At 48.7% G+C, this 21,776-nt stretch carries 19 protein-coding genes, 1 tRNA gene and 1 pseudogene; 10 read left to right on the forward strand and 11 right to left on the reverse strand.

All coding sequences use genetic code 11. The features are described from left to right. The first annotated feature begins 499 nt into the window (after nt 1-499). Both ACIDITHRIX25_RS80590 and ACIDITHRIX25_RS80595 read left to right on the forward strand, forming a co-directional pair. Nucleotides 500-1,120, forward strand: coding sequence for a class I SAM-dependent methyltransferase (locus ACIDITHRIX25_RS80590; protein ID WP_201733461.1), 621 nt, complete (start codon nt 500-502; stop codon nt 1,118-1,120). 614 nt (nt 1,121-1,734) lie between these two features. Further along, complete coding sequence (locus ACIDITHRIX25_RS80595) at nt 1,735-2,226, forward strand: methyltransferase family protein (protein WP_052607024.1); 492 nt, start codon at nt 1,735-1,737, stop codon at nt 2,224-2,226. Nucleotides 2,227-2,329: 103 nt separating this feature from the next. Here the strand turns inward: ACIDITHRIX25_RS80595 and ACIDITHRIX25_RS80600 are convergent, their stop codons facing one another. Next, nucleotides 2,330-2,533: a hypothetical protein gene (locus ACIDITHRIX25_RS80600; RefSeq protein ID WP_052607025.1), complete on the reverse strand. Its 204-nt coding sequence runs from the start codon at nt 2,531-2,533 to the stop codon at nt 2,330-2,332. 676 nt (nt 2,534-3,209) lie between these two features. Here ACIDITHRIX25_RS80600 and ACIDITHRIX25_RS80605 point away from each other — a divergent pair. From ACIDITHRIX25_RS80605 to ACIDITHRIX25_RS80615, 3 genes are all read left to right on the forward strand, one after another. Continuing rightward, nucleotides 3,210-3,812, forward strand: coding sequence for a COG4315 family predicted lipoprotein (locus ACIDITHRIX25_RS80605; RefSeq protein WP_052607026.1), 603 nt, complete (start codon nt 3,210-3,212; stop codon nt 3,810-3,812). Between the two features lie 49 nt (nt 3,813-3,861). Further along, nucleotides 3,862-4,296 (forward strand): cyclic nucleotide-binding domain-containing protein, encoded by a 435-nt coding sequence (locus ACIDITHRIX25_RS80610; protein ID WP_052607027.1) that lies wholly within the window; start codon nt 3,862-3,864, stop codon nt 4,294-4,296. A gap of 676 nt (nt 4,297-4,972) precedes the next feature. Then, nucleotides 4,973-5,233, forward strand: a complete 261-nt coding sequence (locus ACIDITHRIX25_RS80615) for a hypothetical protein (protein ID WP_200891335.1) — start codon at nt 4,973-4,975, stop codon at nt 5,231-5,233. Between the two features lie 27 nt (nt 5,234-5,260). On the opposite strand, the gene ACIDITHRIX25_RS80620 is transcribed toward ACIDITHRIX25_RS80615, so the two are convergent. The 5 genes from ACIDITHRIX25_RS80620 to ACIDITHRIX25_RS80640 all read right to left on the reverse strand — a co-directional run bounded on the left by ACIDITHRIX25_RS80620 (nt 5,261) and on the right by ACIDITHRIX25_RS80640 (nt 14,833). Next, on the reverse strand, nt 5,261-6,202 hold the full coding sequence (locus tag ACIDITHRIX25_RS80620; RefSeq protein ID WP_200891336.1) for a Fic family protein: 942 nt from the start codon (nt 6,200-6,202) through the stop codon (nt 5,261-5,263). A gap of 577 nt (nt 6,203-6,779) precedes the next feature. Then, on the reverse strand, nt 6,780-8,816 hold the full coding sequence (locus ACIDITHRIX25_RS80625; RefSeq protein WP_201733462.1) for a (Fe-S)-binding protein: 2,037 nt from the start codon (nt 8,814-8,816) through the stop codon (nt 6,780-6,782). A 284-nt stretch (nt 8,817-9,100) separates the two neighbouring features. Further along, entirely contained in the window at nt 9,101-9,667 is a 567-nt protein-coding gene (gene dcd / locus ACIDITHRIX25_RS80630; protein ID WP_201733463.1) for a dCTP deaminase, read from the reverse strand. Nucleotides 9,668-10,034: 367 nt separating this feature from the next. Next, on the reverse strand, nt 10,035-13,535 hold the full coding sequence (locus ACIDITHRIX25_RS80635; protein ID WP_201733464.1) for an AAA family ATPase: 3,501 nt from the start codon (nt 13,533-13,535) through the stop codon (nt 10,035-10,037). Nucleotides 13,536-13,546: 11 nt separating this feature from the next. Next, nucleotides 13,547-14,833: a metallophosphoesterase family protein gene (locus ACIDITHRIX25_RS80640; protein WP_201733465.1), complete on the reverse strand. Its 1,287-nt coding sequence runs from the start codon at nt 14,831-14,833 to the stop codon at nt 13,547-13,549. Between the two features lie 416 nt (nt 14,834-15,249). On the opposite strand from ACIDITHRIX25_RS80640, the gene ACIDITHRIX25_RS80645 reads away from it, so the two are divergent. Further along, complete coding sequence (locus ACIDITHRIX25_RS80645) at nt 15,250-15,393, forward strand: hypothetical protein (protein ID WP_201733466.1); 144 nt, start codon at nt 15,250-15,252, stop codon at nt 15,391-15,393. An 11-nt stretch (nt 15,394-15,404) separates the two neighbouring features. Here ACIDITHRIX25_RS80645 and ACIDITHRIX25_RS000000104480 read toward each other — a convergent pair. From ACIDITHRIX25_RS000000104480 to ACIDITHRIX25_RS80655, 3 genes and pseudogenes are all read right to left on the reverse strand, one after another. After that, nucleotides 15,405-15,467: pseudogene (locus ACIDITHRIX25_RS000000104480) on the reverse strand (hypothetical protein); the annotation flags it as partial. Nucleotides 15,468-16,714: 1,247 nt separating this feature from the next. Continuing rightward, complete coding sequence (locus tag ACIDITHRIX25_RS80650; protein ID WP_201733467.1) at nt 16,715-17,248, reverse strand: nucleotidyl transferase AbiEii/AbiGii toxin family protein; 534 nt, start codon at nt 17,246-17,248, stop codon at nt 16,715-16,717. 10 nt (nt 17,249-17,258) lie between these two features. Beyond that, nucleotides 17,259-17,834, reverse strand: a complete 576-nt coding sequence (locus tag ACIDITHRIX25_RS80655; RefSeq protein WP_201733468.1) for a type IV toxin-antitoxin system AbiEi family antitoxin domain-containing protein — start codon at nt 17,832-17,834, stop codon at nt 17,259-17,261. A 744-nt stretch (nt 17,835-18,578) separates the two neighbouring features. Between ACIDITHRIX25_RS80655 and ACIDITHRIX25_RS80660 the strand changes: the two genes are divergently transcribed. Continuing rightward, the gene (locus ACIDITHRIX25_RS80660; protein WP_160291702.1) at nt 18,579-18,746 is read left to right on the forward strand and encodes a restriction endonuclease subunit S domain-containing protein; all 168 of its coding nucleotides are present in this window, start codon (nt 18,579-18,581) and stop codon (nt 18,744-18,746) included. Nucleotides 18,747-18,806: 60 nt separating this feature from the next. Here ACIDITHRIX25_RS80660 and ACIDITHRIX25_RS80665 read toward each other — a convergent pair whose 3' ends face one another. Beyond that, nucleotides 18,807-19,016 (reverse strand): hypothetical protein, encoded by a 210-nt coding sequence (locus tag ACIDITHRIX25_RS80665; RefSeq protein WP_152625818.1) that lies wholly within the window; start codon nt 19,014-19,016, stop codon nt 18,807-18,809. A 557-nt stretch (nt 19,017-19,573) separates the two neighbouring features. Here ACIDITHRIX25_RS80665 and ACIDITHRIX25_RS80670 point away from each other — a divergent pair. Then, a complete protein-coding gene (locus tag ACIDITHRIX25_RS80670; protein WP_249685771.1) occupies nt 19,574-19,999 on the forward strand; it encodes an AAA family ATPase in 426 nt (141 codons plus the stop codon). After that, a complete protein-coding gene (locus ACIDITHRIX25_RS80675; RefSeq protein WP_201733469.1) occupies nt 19,996-20,403 on the forward strand; it encodes a DUF8612 domain-containing protein in 408 nt (135 codons plus the stop codon). The genes ACIDITHRIX25_RS80670 and ACIDITHRIX25_RS80675 overlap by 4 nt, the downstream gene beginning before the upstream one ends. A gap of 420 nt (nt 20,404-20,823) precedes the next feature. Here the strand turns inward: ACIDITHRIX25_RS80675 and ACIDITHRIX25_RS80680 are convergent. Next, nucleotides 20,824-20,897, reverse strand: a tRNA-Gly gene (locus ACIDITHRIX25_RS80680). Nucleotides 20,898-21,487: 590 nt separating this feature from the next. On the opposite strand from ACIDITHRIX25_RS80680, the gene ACIDITHRIX25_RS80685 reads away from it, so the two are divergent. Continuing rightward, nucleotides 21,488-21,664 carry a hypothetical protein gene (locus tag ACIDITHRIX25_RS80685; protein ID WP_201733470.1) on the forward strand — a complete coding sequence of 59 codons (177 nt, stop codon included), beginning with the start codon at nt 21,488-21,490 and terminating at the stop codon, nt 21,662-21,664. The last annotated feature ends 112 nt before the right edge of the window (nt 21,665-21,776 follow it).

Raw genomic sequence — 21,776 nt, forward strand, 5'->3', positions numbered from 1 at the left:
AATTAGGTCGAGACCAAGTATATTCGACCCTATTAGAGTCACTCAAGAATAATCGAGCGACCATTTCAATTGCGCAACCATCGCACTCAGCTAACCCATGAAGATACAAATCCCAAGCAGATCAACATTCCAGTCCGCACTTGGCAAAATCTTCGACAAGATCAACATGCTCGCAAATGGAGATTGGAGAGAGTGGATCATCAGGCAACGCACCTCATATAGAGATTGACAATTCTCGGATCGATCCGCTTAATTTTGCGATTACTCCCAAGAGCTCAAAGACCACGGAAAAAGCGTCTCCCTGGTGAAATATTGCCATTTAAAGAAAAAGATTAATGGATAACGCTATATTTGTCGAAAATATATTTGTGCACACGAAGTGTCCGTTCTAGCGAATCCGACCTCTGATTGATTCAAGGTAGGTATCTGCAAAAACCTAGACCATGGGATCCGGTCGTTTACAACCTTACATCAAAGTTTAAAAGGACGACGTAATTTCATGAGCAACTACGAATTCACAAATAACTGGTTTCAAGGTACGACCAAGCCGGTATGGGATGCAATTTTTCCGCAATTAAATCCTAGAAAACTTCTAGAAGTCGGGTCCTTCGAAGGAGCGGCCACCACATATATAGTCGAGACCGTCGGTGCATTGGCAAATGTCGAACTTCACGCCATTGACACCTGGATCGGTGGCATCGAGCATATGGAACAGGGCCTCGACATGTCATTGGTCGAAAAGCGCTTTTTATATAACATTGAGCTAGCCAGAAATAGTATCGACAATCGCCTTGATCTTCATATACACAAAGGAACCTCGGACTTCTTCCTCTCTAAATTATTCGCGATGGGTTTAGGCGAATATTTTGACTTTATCTACGTCGACGGATCCCATCAAGCTCCTGATGTCTTAACTGACGCGGTCCTTAGCTTTAAATTACTTAGAGTTGGAGGAGTATTAGCATTCGATGATTATCTGTGGTTCGAACAGCTCCCCTACGGACAAGATCCAATCCGTAGTCCGAAACCTGCCATCGACGCATTTACAATGATCTTTGGGCGCAAATTAAACTATATCCACGTTGGGTATCAACTCTATGTAACCAAAACCGCCAACTAAATAAAAGTGGCTTATAGAGATCTCTGACGAACCACGAGACAGACGGCAAGAACGAGTTTTAGTTACAAAAAATAATAATCTCACTTGCACATGTAGTTCTCTAGGACTTGATGCTGGGTTCAATCAAAAGCCACTAATTCCACAAAACAAAAGCGACCAAATGCCGTTGATACGATCAACCAGACTATCCAACCCAATTGCCGACTCAGGCCTACCTAAATGGGAAGCCTATTTCTTTTGCGCCGTTACGAAGATCTTTTAGTCACAACCAATAGGGCCACATTTTGGTTGGATTCAAAAAATCTCGCCAGGCGACCAATAATGTTGAACTAACTCTTGCTAAATCGACAAATTATTTCACAGTTCCCCTTAGATGTGGCCCCAGCCATCTCCAAGAGGTCGACTACAGTCAAGCGCCTTATCCGATACCCTCGCCACAAACCATGGCAACACAAGAAGCGGGCACAGCCAAAAGAAGGCCAAAACAAAGCTAAACAAACTGACTAACAGCCGTTATCTAGCAATAGGCCCTCTCCTGAGACATAACTCATCACAAGAAAGCAGGTGGCAGTGGTCTTTCGCGAATAGTCAGTTCATCCAAATAAGGTGATGTTATGAGTAATGGTGAAGAAAATAGCAAAGTCACACGATCCAAACATATTCCCCCACCCCTACTTTTCGTTCTGGCCACCACCTCGGCTCTAGCTTTGGATAAAAAATCCAAAATTAGGATAAAATCCGGAACCAAAATGACAGTTATTGGACGTCTCGCGATCCAAGTTGGAATCACAATATCTACTTGGTCGCTTTTGACCATGAAAAAACATAGTCAAAACCCAAATCCAAATGTAGAGAAAACAGAGCTAATTCAAGACGGTCCCTTCAAGTTCTCACGCAATCCAATCTATCTGGGAGCAGCCCTTAGTAACTTTGGAGCGGCAATAGCTAACGGATCTATTACCGGCGTTGTTCTCAATAGCGCAGTACTGGTTGTCATCGACAAAATAATCATCCCGAAGGAAGAAGCCTACCTAACGGCCACCTTCAGCGATGAATACAACACCTACCAATCTCGAGTGGCTAGATGGATAAGCATTAAGGGCTAACCCAGTCGAGTGAACCTCCCCGCCCTCACGGACGGGGAGGTTCACTCGACATCTTCAAATACGGTGGCACTTGCGCTGTTAATAGCTTGGTGGGCTTCACGCTCTAGCGTTTGCCACCGCTCAGTCCAAAACCATGTCTCTGATCCACCGAAACGCCAAAATGGGAACGCAGTACTATCTCTTCTTCTCTCTCAATCACCTCGACTTGGGCACCCGCCTTATCCAAGCCAAAGCGATTCAGGATACCGCTCGGAAGTGCAATAAGGCCACGATTTTGTACAGTAACAAAAATCTGCTCTTTACCCATAGAGTTATCGTAGCAATATTACCGTGGAGCGGGAATACTGCAGTTTTGAGGTTCAAGGATTGCGTCCCACCTGTTTGCGCTTTGGGAGATTCAGTGCGCGTACAAAGCCAGCTCAAAAAGATGATCTGGAGGTCATTATCGACCATAGAGCTCTCTTGGGGGGGGATTCGAGATACCCGAAACGCTTGAAACGCTTGACCAAAATGACCCCAATACCTCTGCGCTAGTGACCCCACTCAGCATCAATTTACAACGACGACACCGAAGTAATGGAGTCATTAGGCGTGTTCCCAATCGACCAAGAAGGGCCCGATCTCCTTTAGAGGAACGGTAGACGCGGGAAACCAACCACATTATGGGATATTCATGGCAAAAGATATATACCCGATGGGCTTTGTTTTAATGGTTACGATCCGATATCCATCTTCGATCCCGTGAATTAAATCAAATGATAAACACCAGTCAGTCGATCCACAAGCAACCAAAACTAACTAGATTCTGGCGCCGCTAAATTACCAAAGACCGTTAATCGGAAAACTGAGCAAATGTGCCACGTGCTCTGGCGCTCATCGATTAGGCGAAGAACCATAATGTGCGGACATGCAATACAATTACTACCGTGACTTTGCATAGACCGATGATACTTTTATTCTCCACGTTTCTAAGTGGTGCCATATTGACTGCTTGTGTAAAACCAACTGGATCAAAAGGACTACCTCCTGAGGGTGGAAGCCTAGGTGCCACCAGTGCCAGCAAAACCGCGACCTTAGGTGCAGGTGGAACCAATGCTCCAAGTTTAAATGGGGCGTCTACTGCTAAGCCACGCACCTACAGTGGTGCGGGTTTCCAAACTCCTGTCTTTTCGCCAACAACTGTTCCGAACTCAATTAATGGCCTGCCCAAAGGTCCAACTACGATCATGGTGGAAAAGACAAACTACGGAATGGTTTTAGCTGCCCCCGATGGCCATACTCTCTATATGCGACTTGGCGATACCCCAACCTATCCTGGCTGCAAAGCAACGTGTTCACTTGCCTTTCCTCCAGTGCTTACAAATGGCGCTCCACAAGCCTCAGGGGGAATCTTGGCCGGTTATCTAGGAGTTCTTACCTCCCCTACCAAGGGAGAACAGATCGCCTATGCTGGGCATCCCCTTTATACGTACTCAGGCGATACCGCTCCCGGACAGCTGAATGCCCAAGGCGCTGGTGGAATTTGGTTTGCCATAACACCTACAGGTGGGCCTCTCAAGGCACCCGCGGTAACCGCCAAAGGATAGACTTCCAAAACAACGCTCATCACTCCTTAGAATTGGCTAGTTTTTAGCTATGACAAAAAACGAACCCGTCGACTCCAAGGCGCAACACCTTCGCTCCATCTGGCTCTTTGCTGGATGTTCCAAGCGTGAACTAGCCCTTCTAGAACGAGCTTGCGATGAGGCCCTGGCGCCGGCGGGCAGTTCAATTTGCGAAGAAGGTCACTCGGGTAGGGACTTTTATCTAATTGTCGAAGGAGAGGCGCTGGTGACAAAAGCCGGAAAAGAGGTCGCAACCCTAGGGGCTGGCTCACACTTTGGAGAACTCTCACTACTGGATCATCTGCCTCGTTCGGCTAGCGTGACCGCCAAGAGCGATATGACACTTCTTGTTCTGAGTGCGAGAGAATTTACCTCGGTTTTAGAGGAGATCCCCGCCATGGCACTACGCCTCCTAGAGACCATGTCCATGCGCCTTCGCCAAGCTGACGAGCACGCCTACAACTAAGAATTGGCGATTGCCTACAACTCAAATCGTACGTACCACAAAAGATCTCGCCAAAAGATACCGATCACATAGAAATCTACAATATTTGGAGTAGGCTATCTCGGAATCGGCTGCTTTGGCGATTGTGGATCTCTTTGTTGTAAAGTTTTGTTGTAAAGTGTTGTAAAATTGGCGGTGGCGGGCGTTTCCTATAACGTGACAAACCCGTCACATTTGGACGATTTGATCTAAACCATTAGTTCGCTAGGTCATCCCCAATACCGCCAATATCGCGGCTTTAGTGATGCTGAAATCCCTCTCTGCTAAGCCAGTACGTACCCCCAGCGAAGCGGTATTGAGCTTCTCCATCAAAGCGACCCTCCGATCTTTGGTCGGATGGAAACACCGGTGTTGGTTAATGCCCATGAGGCTTCGAGACAAACGGACCAAGACGTTATTGTCATTCGATGTCACCAACACCGGGAATAGCGCTTCACCCAACCGCATCGTATCCCCGTGGCGTATCAATGACGATATGGATTTATCCTTCCTCGAATTCGACGATCCATAAATGAAGGTTCTTCTCAAAATCGCTGATAAGGTCAAACGGTCGCTGAGTATTCCTCTCTCTCTTGCGGTTGACGATCACAAGTCGAATACGAGACACTGATAACAAGTATGATGCAAATCGTAGCATTTGCGCATATCAGTATCTAACGGTGCACTCGAACTCTCAATACATATGGGACACTTAGCTCTTCAGCGACGTCGAGGAACGGTCCGAACGGGCTTGTTCATGCGAGTATCGACTTTTGGATGGGCAAGCTATCGCTCCAGATCCGTAAACGCAGCGATGACCTCGGGTGCCTCGAACGCCTTGTTTCGCCGTCCGACATTCACCTGTTGGAGAATCCCAGCTTCGACGAGCCGCTCAATCGCAGCGGCTGCCGGTTTGTAGGTCCGTCCCAGAAGCTTTGCAGCGCTTTCAGCGGTCAGGATTGGGGCACCGGGAAGGATCCCGAAGAAGGATGTCCGTTCCAGAGTTAGCCCGAACGGACCCCAGTCGTTCGCGCCACTCAAGTTCCAGTTCCGCAACCCGCTCCTCGTAGGTAATGGCGTCAGCCACAGACCTAGTGCAGGCACTCGCAAAACGACCGATCCACGTATTCACACCATCGATGGCAGCAGTGTCGTCAGGCGATCCGACGTATCGGAAAAGGGCAAGGCCATTGATGTAATCCCGCGCCCATGTGGCGAGCACCAACGACACCGGAGGGATGCTTCGCAGAGCAAGTCCACGACGCCGAAGGATCAGGTGTATAAGGGCTCGTCCGGTTCGACCATTGCCATCCACGAACGGGTGAATGGTCTCGAACTGCGCGTGAGCGATGGCTGCCTGCGCAATGGCTAGAAGGTCGTCGGTGCAAGAGAAGTCGCACAAATCTCGTAGGAGTTCAATGACGAGTTCCGGGGGTGGAGGCACGAAGTCGGCGGAGCACGGGTTGTAGGAACTCCCACCGATCCAGTTCTGCTGGTCCCGAATGATACCTGCGTATGGCTCCAGTAGTGTTCTGGCGAGTAGACGTCGGTGGATATCAAGAAGAAGATCGACGGTGATTGCCTCACCAGAGCCAATGCTTTCGACGGTGAAGACCAATACATCGATATTGTTGAGAACCTCGGTTGCGCTGACGTCGGATGCGGACTCGGCCATCCCTCGAATAACTTCGGCGTGCAAGAGGCGTCGAGCTCCGACCTCTAGCCCCTCGATACGTGACGAGGCGACCGCTTCAGCACGAAGCAAGATTCGAGCAAGCGCCTCGGTCTCAACCAGAGCTGCTGCTTGAGTATTCAAGCGGGCAATTGCGGCCTCGGCATCTGCTACATCGGCAGCGACCTCACCCTTTAGGCAAAAGCGACGACCCATAAGACGATCAGGGACGTAGGCCTCGTAAATACACGACGCCTGTCCCTCCGAGAAAGTCCGGTGCCACCGACATCGCTCGTCCAGCGCCGCTTCACAACCTTAGACATGAAATCTCCTTATTGGAGTTTAACATACAACCTCCAATAAGAATTCGTGGAGTTGGAGGTTACGAGTCGCCCAATCCTGCCGTTCCTGCGCTATTGGGTAGCGGTTGGGTTCAGAGATGGAGATAAATTTGAGCTTCGGCGATGCAGATGCAGGAGAAAATCTCACCTCGCGCGATTGCCTGACTATTGCGATTCTCTGGAGCACTATTGGCAGTGTCTTTGGACCACAGCACCAGTATCTTTGGACCACTGTACCGAAGTCTTTGGACCAGACTTTCCTGATCCCTCAAACCTATTTCTAAAGTTACCTCAATCGTGGTAGGTATCAGGCCTCAATATTGCTTGATCGCAAGTTATGAAAAAGTCACCAAAGATACCTATCGCATCCACTATCAACTTCCGCCTTTAGGTGCCCTTCGCTTTTAGTCACCCATCGTTATGGAGGTTAGTGGTCTTTGACTTCCTTAGTTTCACTCAAGTGACTTCTCGAGGATCTGGGCTACATCTAGGACTTCTACACCTTCTTTGGCTCCACCATCAGCGATCTTGGCCTTGACTGCGTCATCTAGCATGATCATGCAGTAGGGGCATGCTGTAGATACCATATCTGGATCCATCTCTAGAGCTTGATCCATGCGTTCTACATTGACTCTCTTGCCGATCTTTTCTTCTAGCCACATGCGAGCTCCACCGGCACCACAGCAAAAGCCCTTTTCTTTGTGCTTGTGCATCTCAACAGACGACAGTCCTGGAAGCGATCCAAGGACACTTCTTGGTTCTTCGTAGATGTTGTTGTGGCGACCTAGGTAACATGGGTCGTGATAGGTTACTTTGGCATCTTGGGTAATGGTTGGAACTAGTGCTTTGGCATCTACTAGCTCTTTGAGTAGTTGGGTGTGATGGATGACTTCGTAGTTGCCACCTAGGCCACGATATTCATTGGCTAAGGAATTAAAGCAGTGGGGGCAAGAGGCTATGATCTTTTTGGCTTTGGCTGAATTTAGGGTCTCTATGTTGGTCATTGCTTGGCTTTGATAGAGGTATTCGTTGCCTAGTCTTCGAGCTGGATCACCGGTGCAGCTCTCTTTCTTTGCAAGTATTGCAAAGGTGACTCCAGATCTATGAAGTAGGCGAGCAATCGATTGGGTGACCTTTCTAGCTCTTTCATCTAGTGCTCCAGCACAGCCAACCCAAAAGAGGTATTCGATATCCTCAGGGATCTCATTGGTGATTATTGGGACTTCAAAGTCAAGTTCTGATACCCAATCTCCTCGATGAGAAGAGCCAAGGCCCCATGGGTCTCCTTGGTTTTCTATGTTACGGAGCATGCCTTGGGCTTCACTTGGGAAGTCGCTCTCCATTAGAACTTGGTAACGACGCATATCTACAATTGCATCGATGTGTTCTATATCTACAGGACAAGCTTCAACACAAGCTCCACAGGTGGTACAAGACCACAGGACATCTGGATCTATGACACTTGGGACCAGCATCTTGGGTTCTTCAAGAAGTTGAGTGGTTCCAGCGGTTGTCAATAGGCGCTGGGAGGATTCAAAGAGGTGCTCTCTTAGATCCATGATAAGGAGTTTGGGAGAGAGGGGCTTTTGTGTATTCCAGGCGGGACACTGTTCTTGGCATCTACCACATTCTGTACAAGTTACTAGATCTAGCAGTTGCTTCCAGGAGAAGTCCTCTATCTTGCCTACGCCAAAGACGCTGTCTTCACTTAGCTCTTCTGGGTCCATGTTAGGTGTCTTATCTAGGGCACCTAGTGCCTTGGGACGTCGAGAGAATGCGATGTTGATTGGAGCTACGAAGATGTGTAGGTGCTTGGAGTAGGTGACAAAGACCAAAAAGCCCATGATGATGGCGATGTTACCCAATAAGAAGATGGTCTCAATTGCACTGTTGGCTGAATGGCCCAGGGGTGCTAGGGCGTTAGCGATTAGGTGGCTTGCAAATGCGAAGTTGGAATAGGGGAAGTCACCTGTATTTACTTGAGCGGCTCGATAGACCAATAGGGTTATGACAACTAGGGCTATTCCCGCCAGTACTAGCCATGCTGCAGAGTTATGTGATCCATAAAAGCGAGATGCTTTAGCCTTTTTCTTAGGTGCATTTATCACTCTGATTATTGAAAAGACGACCAAAGAGACTAAGACAGCTACAGAGAAGAAGTCTTCGATAAAGCCAAGCCATGAGTCATGGCCAATCAGTGGAATGGCGAAGTTGGATTGAAAGAGAGCTCCATATGCCTCTATGATCGTTGCGATCAAAATGGTAAATCCCCAGAAGGTAAAGAAGTGTGCAATTCCTGGGACTGTCTTGGCGAGGAGCTTTCGTTGACCAAGTACCTCTGTGAGTTCAGTTGAAATTCGAGAAGCTATGGTTGATGAGCGATTTGGGGCTTTAGCTCCAGATCTCACCAACTTCATAATAAATAGCGCTCTATTTAGAGCTATGGCCAATGCAGCCACAGTAATTACTAATCCAACGATTAGACGCATCTAGCCTCCAGGGATCTTCATCGGTGCCAAAAGATTCTAACGAGTGCTCATTTCGTCATTTAGTCGCCATTTAGTTTGAAACAACCAATTGGCAAAAGTATCCAATTGGTGGAACATCCAAATAGATTAGAGGAAAGAGCAGTCATAAAATAGGCAAAAACTAATGTTACCACCAAGTAACAAATCTGCCAACTCTATAGATGGTTATTCTTCGAAGTTCTTATGGCTCATAGATGGCTGACGCAGTCACCCCCCCCCCAAATAACAGTCGATAGCGAAGATGGTTATTCTTCGAAGTTCTTATGGCTCATAGATGGGGTTGGGCCGCTTTGATTTTGGTACTTAGAACCAAGGCTCTTAGAGCCATATGGGATAAGGGCTGGGGTTGTCATCTCCAAAAAGCTGATCTGTCCGATCTTCATACCTGGATAGACAGTTATTGGGAGATTGGCTACATTGGAGAGTTCCAAGGTGATATTGCCACTAAAGCCAGCGTCGACAAAGCCAGCGGTTGAGTGAATCAAAAGGCCAAGACGGCCAAGGGATGATTTACCTTCCAGGCGGCCTACTAAGTTGTCTGGGATTCCAATGCGCTCAAGAGTTGAGCCTAGGACAAATTCACCTGGATGCAAGATAAAAAGACCATCGAGATCTACCTCGATAACTTCAGTTAGATCCTTTTGTTCGACACGTGGGTCGATCACCTTAGCTACATGGTTGCGAAAGATACGAAAGAAGCGATCGACACGTAGATCTATAGATGAGGGTTGAATTGCATTTTCACCCAATGGGTCAACTACTATTCGTCCAGCCTCAATCTCAGAGCGTATGGTGCGATCGGAAAGAATCATACAAAATAACGATAGTAAGAGAGATTGGCACTGACGAACGAGGTCGGGGGAACTTTTGATTCATTTAAGGGCTAAAGACAGATCAAAAAGCTTAGAAGGCTCTTGGTGCGAGGAGGGGAGGCCGACAAGCTGACCCCCTTAGGAGGGGAACCCTAGGTCAATCTGGCCAATCTAAGTCAATCTCATGACAGATTCAACTGTGCTGCCTTGGCCCTTATCTAAATCAGCCTCTAAGGTAACGAACCTGTGATACTAAGGACAGACAATAGGATCATCCTTGTCGTAGCTGTAATAATCCATTTGAGCAATTACCTAACGCTGGGCTATTCAATGGCAAACCAATCCGCTCTATCGTCACAGGCACCCTCTAATGTTTCAATACTTGAACCCGAAGTTTGTCGGTCGGAATGACATCCATTGCCTGTTCAGCGACTCTCTCATGGTGGGTGAAGAGCAGCACCTGCATTCTGGAAGAGAGCTGTGCCAATACAGCCAGACCTGCACTAGTGCGCGCATCGTCGAAATGTACGAATAGATCATCGAGTAGCAACGGTAAGTTTCGGGTACCAAAGGCATAGTGTTCAAGGCCAGCAAGACGCAGTGAAAGATAGAGCTGATCCCGGGCGCCTACGCTCAATGCCCCAACGTCCAACGAGCCTCCGGATGTAGCCGTAGCAAGAATCACAAGGTTGCCTTTTTCATCGACGTCGGTATCAATTCCAGAATATTCTCTAAGGGTAAGCTGACTAAAGATTTCACTTGCCCGTCGAAGAATCGGCCCCTGATTTTGAGAACGGTACTCAACAATCTGTTGTTCTAAAAGATAGCGAGCCACCATGACCCGGACATACTCATCACAGTTATTCTCAATATCCGCAAGGATGAACTGCGTGCGCTCGGCATCTAGGGCTGCTTCATCAGAGTCATCGATCGATGCCCTCTTGACATTAAGACCACCGATGACCACAGCGACCTCTTTGCGCTCTTGATCACAATCATCAAGTTCGCCAGACAGCTCTTTGATCAGCGCGTCAAGGTCGCTTCCGGCCAAGGAGTCAACTTCCCCCAAGAGCACATCAAGTGAAACACCGCTAGCACCATATAGATCGGTCTCTATCTTCTCAATTTCCAAAATAAGTGTCTCGGAACGCTTCTTAGATTCGATCGCCGCTATCAATGACTGTTCATCGGGAACAAATGCCTCCTTGATCAGCGCATCTATCTTCGCATTTGCATCTGCTTTGGACCTACTAATCCTCTCGACCTCAAGAACCTTACTATCGCGTTGTTCTCCTAGAGCCCGTCGTGTCGCATCGGCGTTCTGTTGAATCTTAAGTAACTTTTGAAGGGCATTGATTCTCATCTCTGTTGAGGTGGCATCGATCGTGAGATGTGAAAGGAAGCTCAGAACTGCCTTCAACTGCTCTTCGACCTGAGAGTTTCGCCGCTCCATCCCAAAGACTCGACGTCGCTTTTCATCTAATTCGCTCTGCTTATCCTCGATCATCTTGAGGGTAGACAACAACGATGAGACATCTTGGGGTTTGGTCGTACCATCAACACCCAAGGGCGCAATTGCCTCGCTCCACTCAACTTCCCATAAAGCAAGGTTGCTCTCAGCGACAACCACCGCGCGTTCGTGCTTTTCCATCAAGCTACGATTGCCTTTGATCTCTTGGTCTACCAATAATCTTTGGCGATCCAGGGTCTCTGATCTCAAACAATGCTGTTCTGCCCGTTCAAGTAGAGCAACCAGACTCAAGGTGTCCTGGGGTATATCTCCAACCTCACCGAGAAGGCCACGCAGATCATTGACACAGCGCAATATCGTTGCGCTCACTTCGCCTTCTTTTGCATCAAGATCTCTAAGTGTTAGCGATTGCGATCCCAGTTCTCGTGCCGCCTCCAAGAACTCATCCATCTCAGCCCGGCTCGAAGCCACAACTCCAAGTGGCTCCCATAGCATGGCCCACTCTCGACCTGCGACCTCGCACTCACCACGGCGCACCTCGATCAGTCGTGCATTTTCCTCAATCAAGGCGAGATCGAGGGCACTTTGGCGCTCTAGGTTGGCTCGCTTTTCCACATCCCTGGCTTCATGCCAGCCCCTATCGGCAATCTTGTCAGCCCCACTTACTGCGGCTTCATAAGCCCGGTCAAGTGACTGGCCATCGCTCCATACCTGGGCTTGTGCCTGGGCTTGGGCTTGTGATTCGATCGCCTCGCCTTCCAGCCAGACTTGGCGCACCAGGGCCCATCCTTCATCGCGATGGGCACGGGCAAGAGAAAGTTCCTCGATAGATGGCGGGTCTTTACGTTGAATGAGCCCTTCGAGATCATCTTTTATCTTTGCCAGCTCCGCATCAATTCTTCTACCTTCACCAAGTGCCTCTGCAAGTGCTGCATTTGCTTGCATAACGTGTTGAGCAACATCATTAACTCGTGCTAGCGAAGGTAACGAAAGCTTGTCGCACTCTCTTGGGCTTATCGTAAGACCAAGAGATGCAATTGAGGAATTGATCTTGGTTTCGAGTCCTATGATCTGTTGTCGATATCCCTCTAGGCTCAACTCGAGCTGACCAGCCTCTCGGATCCGAGCTAGAGCTACCCGTAAGTTCGAGATATCGGAGGCTTCAGGTAGCAGATCACGATCATCCATGTTGCGACTAAGAGTAACCTTTATCTCATCTCTTGAGAGACGTGCACCAACTAAGGCGTCGTCTATCTTTGGCCATGCCTCCCCTAGGCGTTGGATCTGTGATCGTTCAACGTCACTAATCACGGGCATAGCCTTATCATCTCTGCGACAATTCTTTGGAACCCGTCGAAACAACACTTCAAGCTCCCGCTCGAGGTCTCCAACCTGCTTATTGAGACTAGGTAGATCCTTTAGGTTCTGGCGAATTCCTCCAAGTTGTTCACTTAGGTGTTCGATCTCCTCAGAGCGTGAAAGTAGGGGTTCGTCAACGTCGATCTCAGCAAGTCTCATATCAAGCTTTTCAAGATCGGGCACGAGTGTTGCAAGGCTGGCTAGGCATTCTCTACGGATCTCTAGGGATTCATTGAGAAGTGACTGCATATTTGGGGTGACTCGGACATTTCCTAAGTCGATTCCCGAAAACTCCTGAAGAAGTTGGGCTCTTCGGCCAATTTGGCCCCTGGAAGATAGAACCCTCGTGGCTCGAACCAAAGCGCCAGAGAGTTCACGATAGCTCAATTCTAATTTGCTAAGTCGTTCGTTTGCTATATGAAGTGACTTATCGAGCTCCTCAACCGCAGAAGAACTCTGACTATGTGCCTTGACCGCCGAAGTCGACTCTTTGTAGCTCGTTAGAGCTGCATTTATCCGTGGTTTCGAAGCCCCGGATTTGAATAGTTCGCCTGCTTTTGCATCCAACTTGGCCATAACTGAGTTCAGTTGCGTTAGACCAGTGCTGGCAGCAAAAAGGGCTCGCCCTAGCTCGCCTTCGTTCTTTAGGAGAGACTGTCCACCTGAGACAATCTCCTCATGGCCGATTGAAAAAAGGGAGTCATAGACTTCTGCCCCTACCCCACCGAGCACCTCGGCCATCGTCGCTTCGGAAATTGGAAGATCAGAACCAGATCGCAAGGATTGCGTGTTACGTTTGATCCGATAGACCTCAAAGTCACTGCCATCATTAGGGCGCACGATTGCACCTATGCGCAAGTCGGAGTTCGAATGAAGATACGAATAGGGACTGCGTAGAGGTATACCATAGAAAAGTTGTCGAACTGCCGCCATCGTCGTCGTCTTGCCCGCTTCATTGGCGCCGATTATGACGTTGACACCCTCTGCAAGTAGATCCAGCTCTCTTTCAGTGAACATCCCAAACTTGACAAGATTCAACTTTAGAAGCCTCATGATGGATCCGTTTCGCTCAAAAGGCTAGATATTAGATCACCGGCAGATTCTAACGTGGCTCGAAGATGACTTTCTGAGGTAGGCCCCACCGATTCCTCGCCGTTCAATCCATTCACCCGCAGCTCAAGGGGCAATTTATTACGCAGGTCCATAAAGACCGAAAGAAGGCTAGCGAACTCCTCTGGGTCGTCTTGTAGTTGCTTTGCCCTTTGTCGAATAGCCTCAACCACTTCACCATCAGCTCTGACGAAGTTGCGAGTACCCAGCACCACCTTCTCTATCCAAAGATCACCTCGGACCGCTCCAAGTCCACGAACCTCACTATCTAATTGCTCGGATCGCCTCCAAAGCTCTCTGTGGATCGGTGATGTGCCACTGATATTGACTCGAGCAGCCACAAGTCTTCCAGAGGCATCGATGACACTTTTATCTAGCACTTGAGATATCTCTGAGATCACCTCTTCGAAGGTTTGGGCTTGACTTACATCAACATTACAATTCGCCCATCGAACGACATCGAGTTCCAGAGGCGCAATTGAGACAACCTCTGCCTCTTGGGTGGTTACGAGCGATGCTCCTTTTGGACCAGTCTCTCGAATATGTCTACCTTGAAGGTTGCCCGCAAAGACAATATGGGGCTCAGTGGATACGACCTCTCGTTGGTGTACGTGACCGAGCGCCCAATAGGAATAACCTCTACTGCGGAGCATATCCACAGTAGTAGGGGCATATGAAGCATGGCCTACACGACCATCGAGGCTTGTGTGTAGGAGGCCGATGGTAAAAAGTCCGGGGTCTGCGCTAGGAAAATTTGCCACCAGATCGCCCGCCACCACTCGACTGGCATAACTTTGACCTACAACAGCTAGGTCCAGCTCATCAAATAGTTGAATCTGTGGCGCAGCGCTTGATAGCTGATAGACATTGGGAGGATAGGAAAGACGCTTGCTAACCTCACTGACTGCGTCATGGTTGCCAGCTACAAGCACAACCGGAATTCCCTCGTCGTAGAGTCGAACTAACTGTCTAATCCAAAATAAGCCAGTGCTGTAGTCCTTCCAGTCGCCATCAAAGATATCACCCGCTAGCACAACGAGATCCACGTCATTAGAGACCGCTGCACCCACGAGGTTTTCCACGGCACGACGAGTAGCACCTCGGATCTCTTGTATTGGTGCTCCCTCATATGCAGAAAGCCCCCGAAGTGGACTATCTATATGCAAATCGCTAGCATGCAGAAACTTCAACGGACCGCCGTCCCAAATCGAAGTTCCATGCGCCATTTCAAAATTCCTTGTCTCAACGCTCTGCCTTCATCGCAACCACCACTTCGCCTAACATAGCACGTATATGTAATGGGTATTGCCTTGGCCTCATGGTTAGTTCTACGCTGGGTTAAACGCTGGGTTAAACATCGACTTTGTAACTTGGTATTGCAACTAGGAGCTTGTCGTATCTTTGGAAAGCGGCCTCTAAACCACCACTAAAAGCCCAAACAGTTAGGTTTTGGCGCTAGTTCATCAATTTACCTCACACGCCAAAGCACTGCATCCGTCCCCGGCTCGGCTGAGATTGGGCTACTTGGCCTTTGGCCCGCATCGACAGTTGTTGCTCCACGTAGCCTAAAACCCTAGCAACAAGCTTTTAGCGGGGCGTATCATTCCGGCAAGATTCGCAACTGGTCACTAGCAGAAGACAAATGGATCACGCCGAGTGTGGCACAACGAGAGAGGTGGTCAACCACGGTACAGCAGCACACCAAAGATATTTCCAAGAAATTACGTCAACTGACTTGACAGTTACCGGAAACGAGGATGGTGACAAAGATGAATTCGACGAATGACGACCCAGCCTCTTCTCTAACTCAGCGATCTTTGTTGTCAACGCATCTATCTGGTTGGCAACGGTAGTGTTCATTAGCCGCAGCGAACCGATCTCAAAGTGTTAGAGTCTCATTCTCACTCCGCAGCGTCTCATTCTCGCCTCGCAGCGAACCGATGTCACTTTGGAGTCAGCGGCTTCGCCTGTGCTCAATTCGCTGGGTAGGATGGCGCATTCCACGGCCCTGTCACTCGCAGTTGCCTGAACGAGCGTAAGGATGTTCAAGGCGAGTTCGCCACTTACATTGCACGAAAGGTTGCCAACCTCAAGTCAAAGGGTTCCTTGGGCGTTGACGACAGGCCGTACCTTTGCCACGAACGAGCCAAGGTTGTCTACAGCGATATTTGAATGAGTTAATGTCCTCATGAGTATAGTATGGCTGGAAACGAAAGAAACGCAAGCCAACTATTGGGCCGCGAGGTGAGTGACTTTCTGCTGTAGGTATCGTAGCCTTCGGTGAGATCGCTCAAAGGTTTGCAATGTTTACCTGGTTAATGGTGTCTCTCTCCGCTTGTGAGCCATCGCCATAGCGGTGCATCGCAAGACCTCTCCGTATTCTTGGGTTGGAATCGTTAGTTGCGATAGAGGAAGTGGATCCTGAACTTTACCCAACTTTTCACCCAACAATTGTGTCCGCGAACATCCCACCCAGTCCGAGGCCGTCTCGGTATCCTTGCTAGAACGCTTCAATGAGCAGCAAAAATGAGACGTACTCGGATAAATAGGTTATCAATTCTGATACTTTGTAAACACCTCATAATCCCTTGGTCCTGGGTTCGAGTCCCGGTTGGCCCACCATTTTCAAGTATCTTTTGACAAAACGAGATAGCGCCAAACACGCTGAAATCCGATGATCCGGCATGGTCCAATTTGTAGTTGTCCGATCTCTATCTATAAGTGCGGCACCGTTGTCTGTGATATCAGCGATCAAGGTGCCCACTCGTATGCGAAGGTTGTCCCGGTAGGCGTTACTTCGCTGAGTTGATGCGCATAATGAGGTCGTTCACTCTTACTAAGGCTTCATCAAGAGAGTTTCCTACTCTCTCGTTTTCTTGGAGGTTTCTCCAAATTTCGTCCCATCCTGGGTAAGCCCCAATGACGGGTGGCCATGGCTGAGCGCATCTAACCTCTAATATCGTGATGCAAGCTGATCTGGTAGCCGATAGCTCGTTGTGTACATTTCCTAGTTCAGCAATTAGCAAAATGTCAACGAGATCGCGTGCCCGATAGTTGGGGCGATCTTCGGTCGGAGCTTCAGTGCAGGCATGAAGCTTTTGAGCAATCTAAAATCTTATAGGTAGGAATGCTATTGCAGCGGGCTCGATGAGCTGCACACGCTTGAGACTGATTGCGAGAGCGATAACTTCTGGTTCGTTTAACGAAGCGGCTTCTTCGGTAGACATTTCGAAAGGGATGGTCATAAAGTCTTTGTTGCGATAAGCAAGTTTGATTTTGAAACGTATTGCGGTGGTTGATCCAATCAAGGTTTCGATAGGTTGTGGTTCGGTCACTCTTCCAGTAAATCCACACCACCCTATTTCAGCTTTCTCCGTTATCAAACTAACTGCCAACTCTAAGTTGCCACGAAATGCGGCATCGAGATCCTTGGTTGCTCTTGCTTTAGTTCCGAAACGCATCACGAGGGCGGAACCTCCCTTGAATGCGATTCTAGGTATTCCTTGATCGTCGGATAGTCCATCGAGCATCTGGGCGATGACGGAAATGCCAACAATGTGACGAAGTCGAGCTACGATGATCTCCTCCGATTTGGACCATTCCGTCAGTAATCGCTCAAGACGGTTTTTGTCACCGGGCAATGGTTTTTATTCATTCATGGTGCAATGAATTTTTGGATGTGCTTCTGTCTGCTAGTTGGACGCGAAGGCGAGCTTCGGTAATGGTGCCGATCAATTCACGAGCTTTGGCATTTGCAATGGCCTGTGCTACGAGCTCACCTGAAACCCCCGCCTTTATGACGTCATCGATAGCCAATTTTGGTGTAATCACTCGGATGTTGTCCACTTCCTCGATGTCGCTAATTTGTAGATTTCGTCGGCGTATTCTGTATCGTTCCTGCCCTTGACGTCGAGGCTGGTAATTGGGAGGAACTACTATTTCTATCTTCATAGGGTTGACGTCCGCTAGGTTCCAAAGGGCAAGCGCAGATTCCCCAGCAATAACACCTAATCCGTTAGCCCACAATACGGCTTCTTGGAATTCATCCCTTTCTGTGATGGGAATGGCTACTAGTCGGTAAAGGCCCCAACCTCGATGTTCGAGACGACCAACGGCGGCAAGTTGACGGAGTATTGCTGGGTTGATTGAGAGTTCTCTCGCTTGAGCAGCGCGGATGAAGCCATGTTGGTCGAAAGCCCGCTCTAAAAGACGCTCGTATACAGTCAATGCTCTCACCCTCATCAGTTTAGTTCACACAACGGTAATGCACAGGGAAAGATAAAAATGGTAGCAAAAAGGTAGTTATTTACTACGCTTTTGCTCGAATAATAGAAGTTCTATTGATTTGATCTCCATTTTTGCTTACTTGCTTTAATGCTTTAGTGTCGTTTGATGAGTTTTGTGGTTACGCTATACGATACTTACGGAAGTGTGCTGTGAAAGATTAGCTACCGATTGACGGGTGGCGAACTCTTATGCCAACTCGGTATCCGATGTGCTGAACGAAATTCGGTCGGGCAGGAAATCGCGCAAGCAAATGGAGTTAGCGGTCTCCCTTTCCATTGCTGGTTTGGCAGTCGCCTACTATGTATTGAGGATGGCGACTTTGCTGTGATGGATGGAGTACGGGACTTCAGAACGGTGCGCTGCTGATCCAGCGCTAAGTGTCCTTAGACTTCAAATGGGAAATATCTAAAGTGGGAAGTTGGACGTCAGCGATCTGAAAAATTGCTTCGATGGCGAAGTGATCAAGGAGCTCATGTTGGATCTAGGGGACTCTTTGTTCTATCGAACGAACCCTCCGAACTTGTGGACAATAGCGCTGTCTTTCGGGTAGGGGTGTCTGCAAGCTGCTCTGGATACTTTGTCCGAGCGTGATTTGATCGTTGGGCTGTAATCCCATAGTTCATCAACTACTGGATTAATTTAGCTTGGGGACATGAGTAGGTAGAACTTTCCAAAATCGATGGGATGCGCCAATCAAACATCAACGGGAGCAAGCTAGGACTGATACCGGTGCTCCTTTTACCGATCAATGAGCAAGCCGTCATCGTCGAGTATGTGTTACGGGCGTTGCTTTCGGCAGATGCGATTCAGTTTCTTGTTGGAGCGACATCAGGCGTAATGGATAGAAGCTGACAATCTGTTCGCGCAAAAGCCTTTCCGGGTCATTTGTCAGCTGCTAGTCTATGGGTTTTATCATTTATAGACCGAAGATCTCCGTTTATCATTGGAGTCACCGATGGCGACGTACGCCAGTGCCACGTCACCGCAATAGTTTTGAGACTTCTCTAATATGAGCAAAGGCCAGAGTTCCTCGACGTCACGTTCGTCACCCCGCCAATCTGCTATTCCCCTGACAGCAAGCGCGTCCGAAGTCCACGAGCCCCTCAAACTCCCATAGCTCATAGTTGGCTCCTGTATGGCCTGCCTAATGTCAGGCGCAGATTGCACACGAGGTTGATTACTATCCAAAAGCATGGCGGGAATTCATTTGGGCATGTTCCCGTCCATGGTCCCTTCCATGCGCTGGTACAGATCGGTGACGACGATGCTACTACCGATTTCTCGCGGCGGGTTGGTACCTTCTCCCGCTTGTCAACGACGAACACCGCCGGAGTTGCATACGGCAGCGGTACACCTGTAGCGGGTGGATCCGTGTAACACATTGCTCGTTTCACGGGCGAAAATGCAGCGAATCGTGGAGGCCGAGTTCGTTGCAGAATTGCTCTAGAGGTTTCTGGACCAGGGAGATGCCGGTGAACTGGAATGAGAGTTCAGTCCTACAGACGATCCGTCGGTGATCGGCGAAGTAAGTACAGCAAATCGGGGAGTATTTTCTAAAATCAAAACATGGTGCGAATCGCTAGAAATGCCAAGAGTCGGGTATTAGAGGCCCTTGGCGATACCAGAGTTGTTGTTATACAGGGCGCTAGGCAGGTGGGGAGACGATACTCATTAGAGAGATCGTCGATTCTAAGGACGGACGGTTAGTTTCATTTGACGATCCAGTTGCGGCGAACGGCGCCCGTGAGGATCCAGTCGGGTGCCTCAACTCCGACCCAGGTCGTCTTTTGGCTATTGATGAAGTACAACGTGTCCCTGAATTAGTTTTAGCACTAAAGTTCGTAGTCGATGGCGATAATCGTCTGGGTAGGTTTCTTTTGACTGGATCGGCCAATCTCCTCAAATTACCCACTATCGAAGATAGTCTTGCTGGTTGGGCTGAGATTATCGAGTTGTTCGGCCTAAGTCAGGGTGAGCTCATAGGGCATAGGGAGAAGTTCATCGATCGGGCTTTGTCCGGTGAAAGATTCATAAACCATACAAGTGATCTGAGCCGAAGTGACTATCTCGAACTAGCTGTTGCGGGGGATATCCCGAGGTCTTGAATCGTGCTCCGGGAAGGCGTCGTGACCTTTGGTTTGATAACTATGCTAATGCCATACTTCGCAGGGAGGCTGAGGATATCTCGAACCTTCAACATGTCACGGAGCTGCCAGTGATCCCGAGAATGTTGACTGCAAGAAGTAGCGGAGAGTTGAACGTTGCCGACTTGGCTCGCGACACCAACATTCCTCAACGTACCCTGACTCCTTATCTAGAGTTGCTACAGACCTTATATCTGACGCAGAACATACCGGCGTGGACAACCAACCTTTCAAAGCGCGTTGTATCTCGTCCAAAGGTTTCACTTCTCGATGCAGGCTTGGCTGCGCGACTTATGAATGTTTCATCTAAGGGTGCCTCTTTAGATGCCAATCCGAATCTAGCTGGCGGCTTGGTTGAGACCTGAATTACCGCATAAGAGCACTGCTCTATAGCGGAAAGCCCAACTGGCGGGTACTTGATTCAATCGTGGTGAAATAGCTAAGCCACCAATAACCGCCTTCATTTACCAAAGACAACAAACAACAAGATGGTCATCGTGTCAGTGATGCCCTTTGTCTTGGCGTATCTGGGTTGACTAAATAGTTTCATATGGTCTTATCCATGGCGCAACTATAGATACCTATCAGACAAAGAAGATCACTTGGGGCTGATAAAGAGTGTTACCGCATATGAAATCGAGTACTCCACCCCAGTAGAAACGGAAGAGTCGCAAAATGTACGCAAAAATTTACGCAATGTGGTCGAAATATGGTCTGAGCATGACTTTCGGGAGCTACACGAAATAACTCGGCATTAAAAACAGCCGCTGAAGAGCTAATACATCTGGAGCGGGCGACGAGAATCGAACTCGCGTTCTCAGCTTGGGAAGCTGATGTTCTACCGCTGAACTACACCCGCGTATAGCCCTAATCTAGCCGTTTGAAAGAAGTTTTGAAGCCAGTTTTACAAGATTGGTTTGTATCGACGGTGTAATGGCACTATATGGGTATCAGCGGGTATCAGGGGTATCTTACAAATCAAAGTCGGTGCGATTTCAAGTTCAATAGCTATCAAAGAAACGACCACTACCGCGCAATCATCTATTGCCTTTTCCACCGGGTAGAGTCCCCTGCTGTCGCAAATGAAATACCAACAAGCATGCCGTCCCTGATTCGAGCGCGACAATTCGAGCTACACAACTGAAAGGAACTGCATTGTGATCTTCCATTGGAACGTACCTTGTCATCAAAAGTACGCTCAACCCAGCTAACATCCCCTGTCAAAAAACTACCCAGCTAAAGCAACTAAGTGAAAATTTACCCAAGGTACAACTCCAAAAAGCAACGAATCAACTTTGATGTTGCCTGCCAAGTTCGCTATCGGTCCAATGGCGAGTAATCCAGTGGCCTCATTTGGCCATGATTATCCCTATTTGACCGTAACTGATAGGCAAACTTCCAAATTGACGGTGACCAATCTCTCTATAGATAAACCAAGGTTCACTACTTGTGATCCAGCGCTCCCAAGTTCATATTGAGCTTCATGAGACCTTGTCGGCCCAGGTGAATCAGGCCCAGGTGAATCAGGCCCAGGTGAATCAGGCCCAGGTGAATCAAATCGAGAGCGGGGCATCTATCTTCGTAGATGGCGGTCTAATGACGGTCATAGAAACAGAGATAGCGTAAAATCATTGGGGGTCACGCTCAATGGCTATTTTTGAATTAACTATCCCAACCCTCTTTTGCGCAGATAACCATGACGGCCTAAAAAACTCTAGGAGCACTGGTGATGGGGGCG

The sequence above is a fragment of the Acidithrix sp. C25 genome, assembly GCF_904848545.2.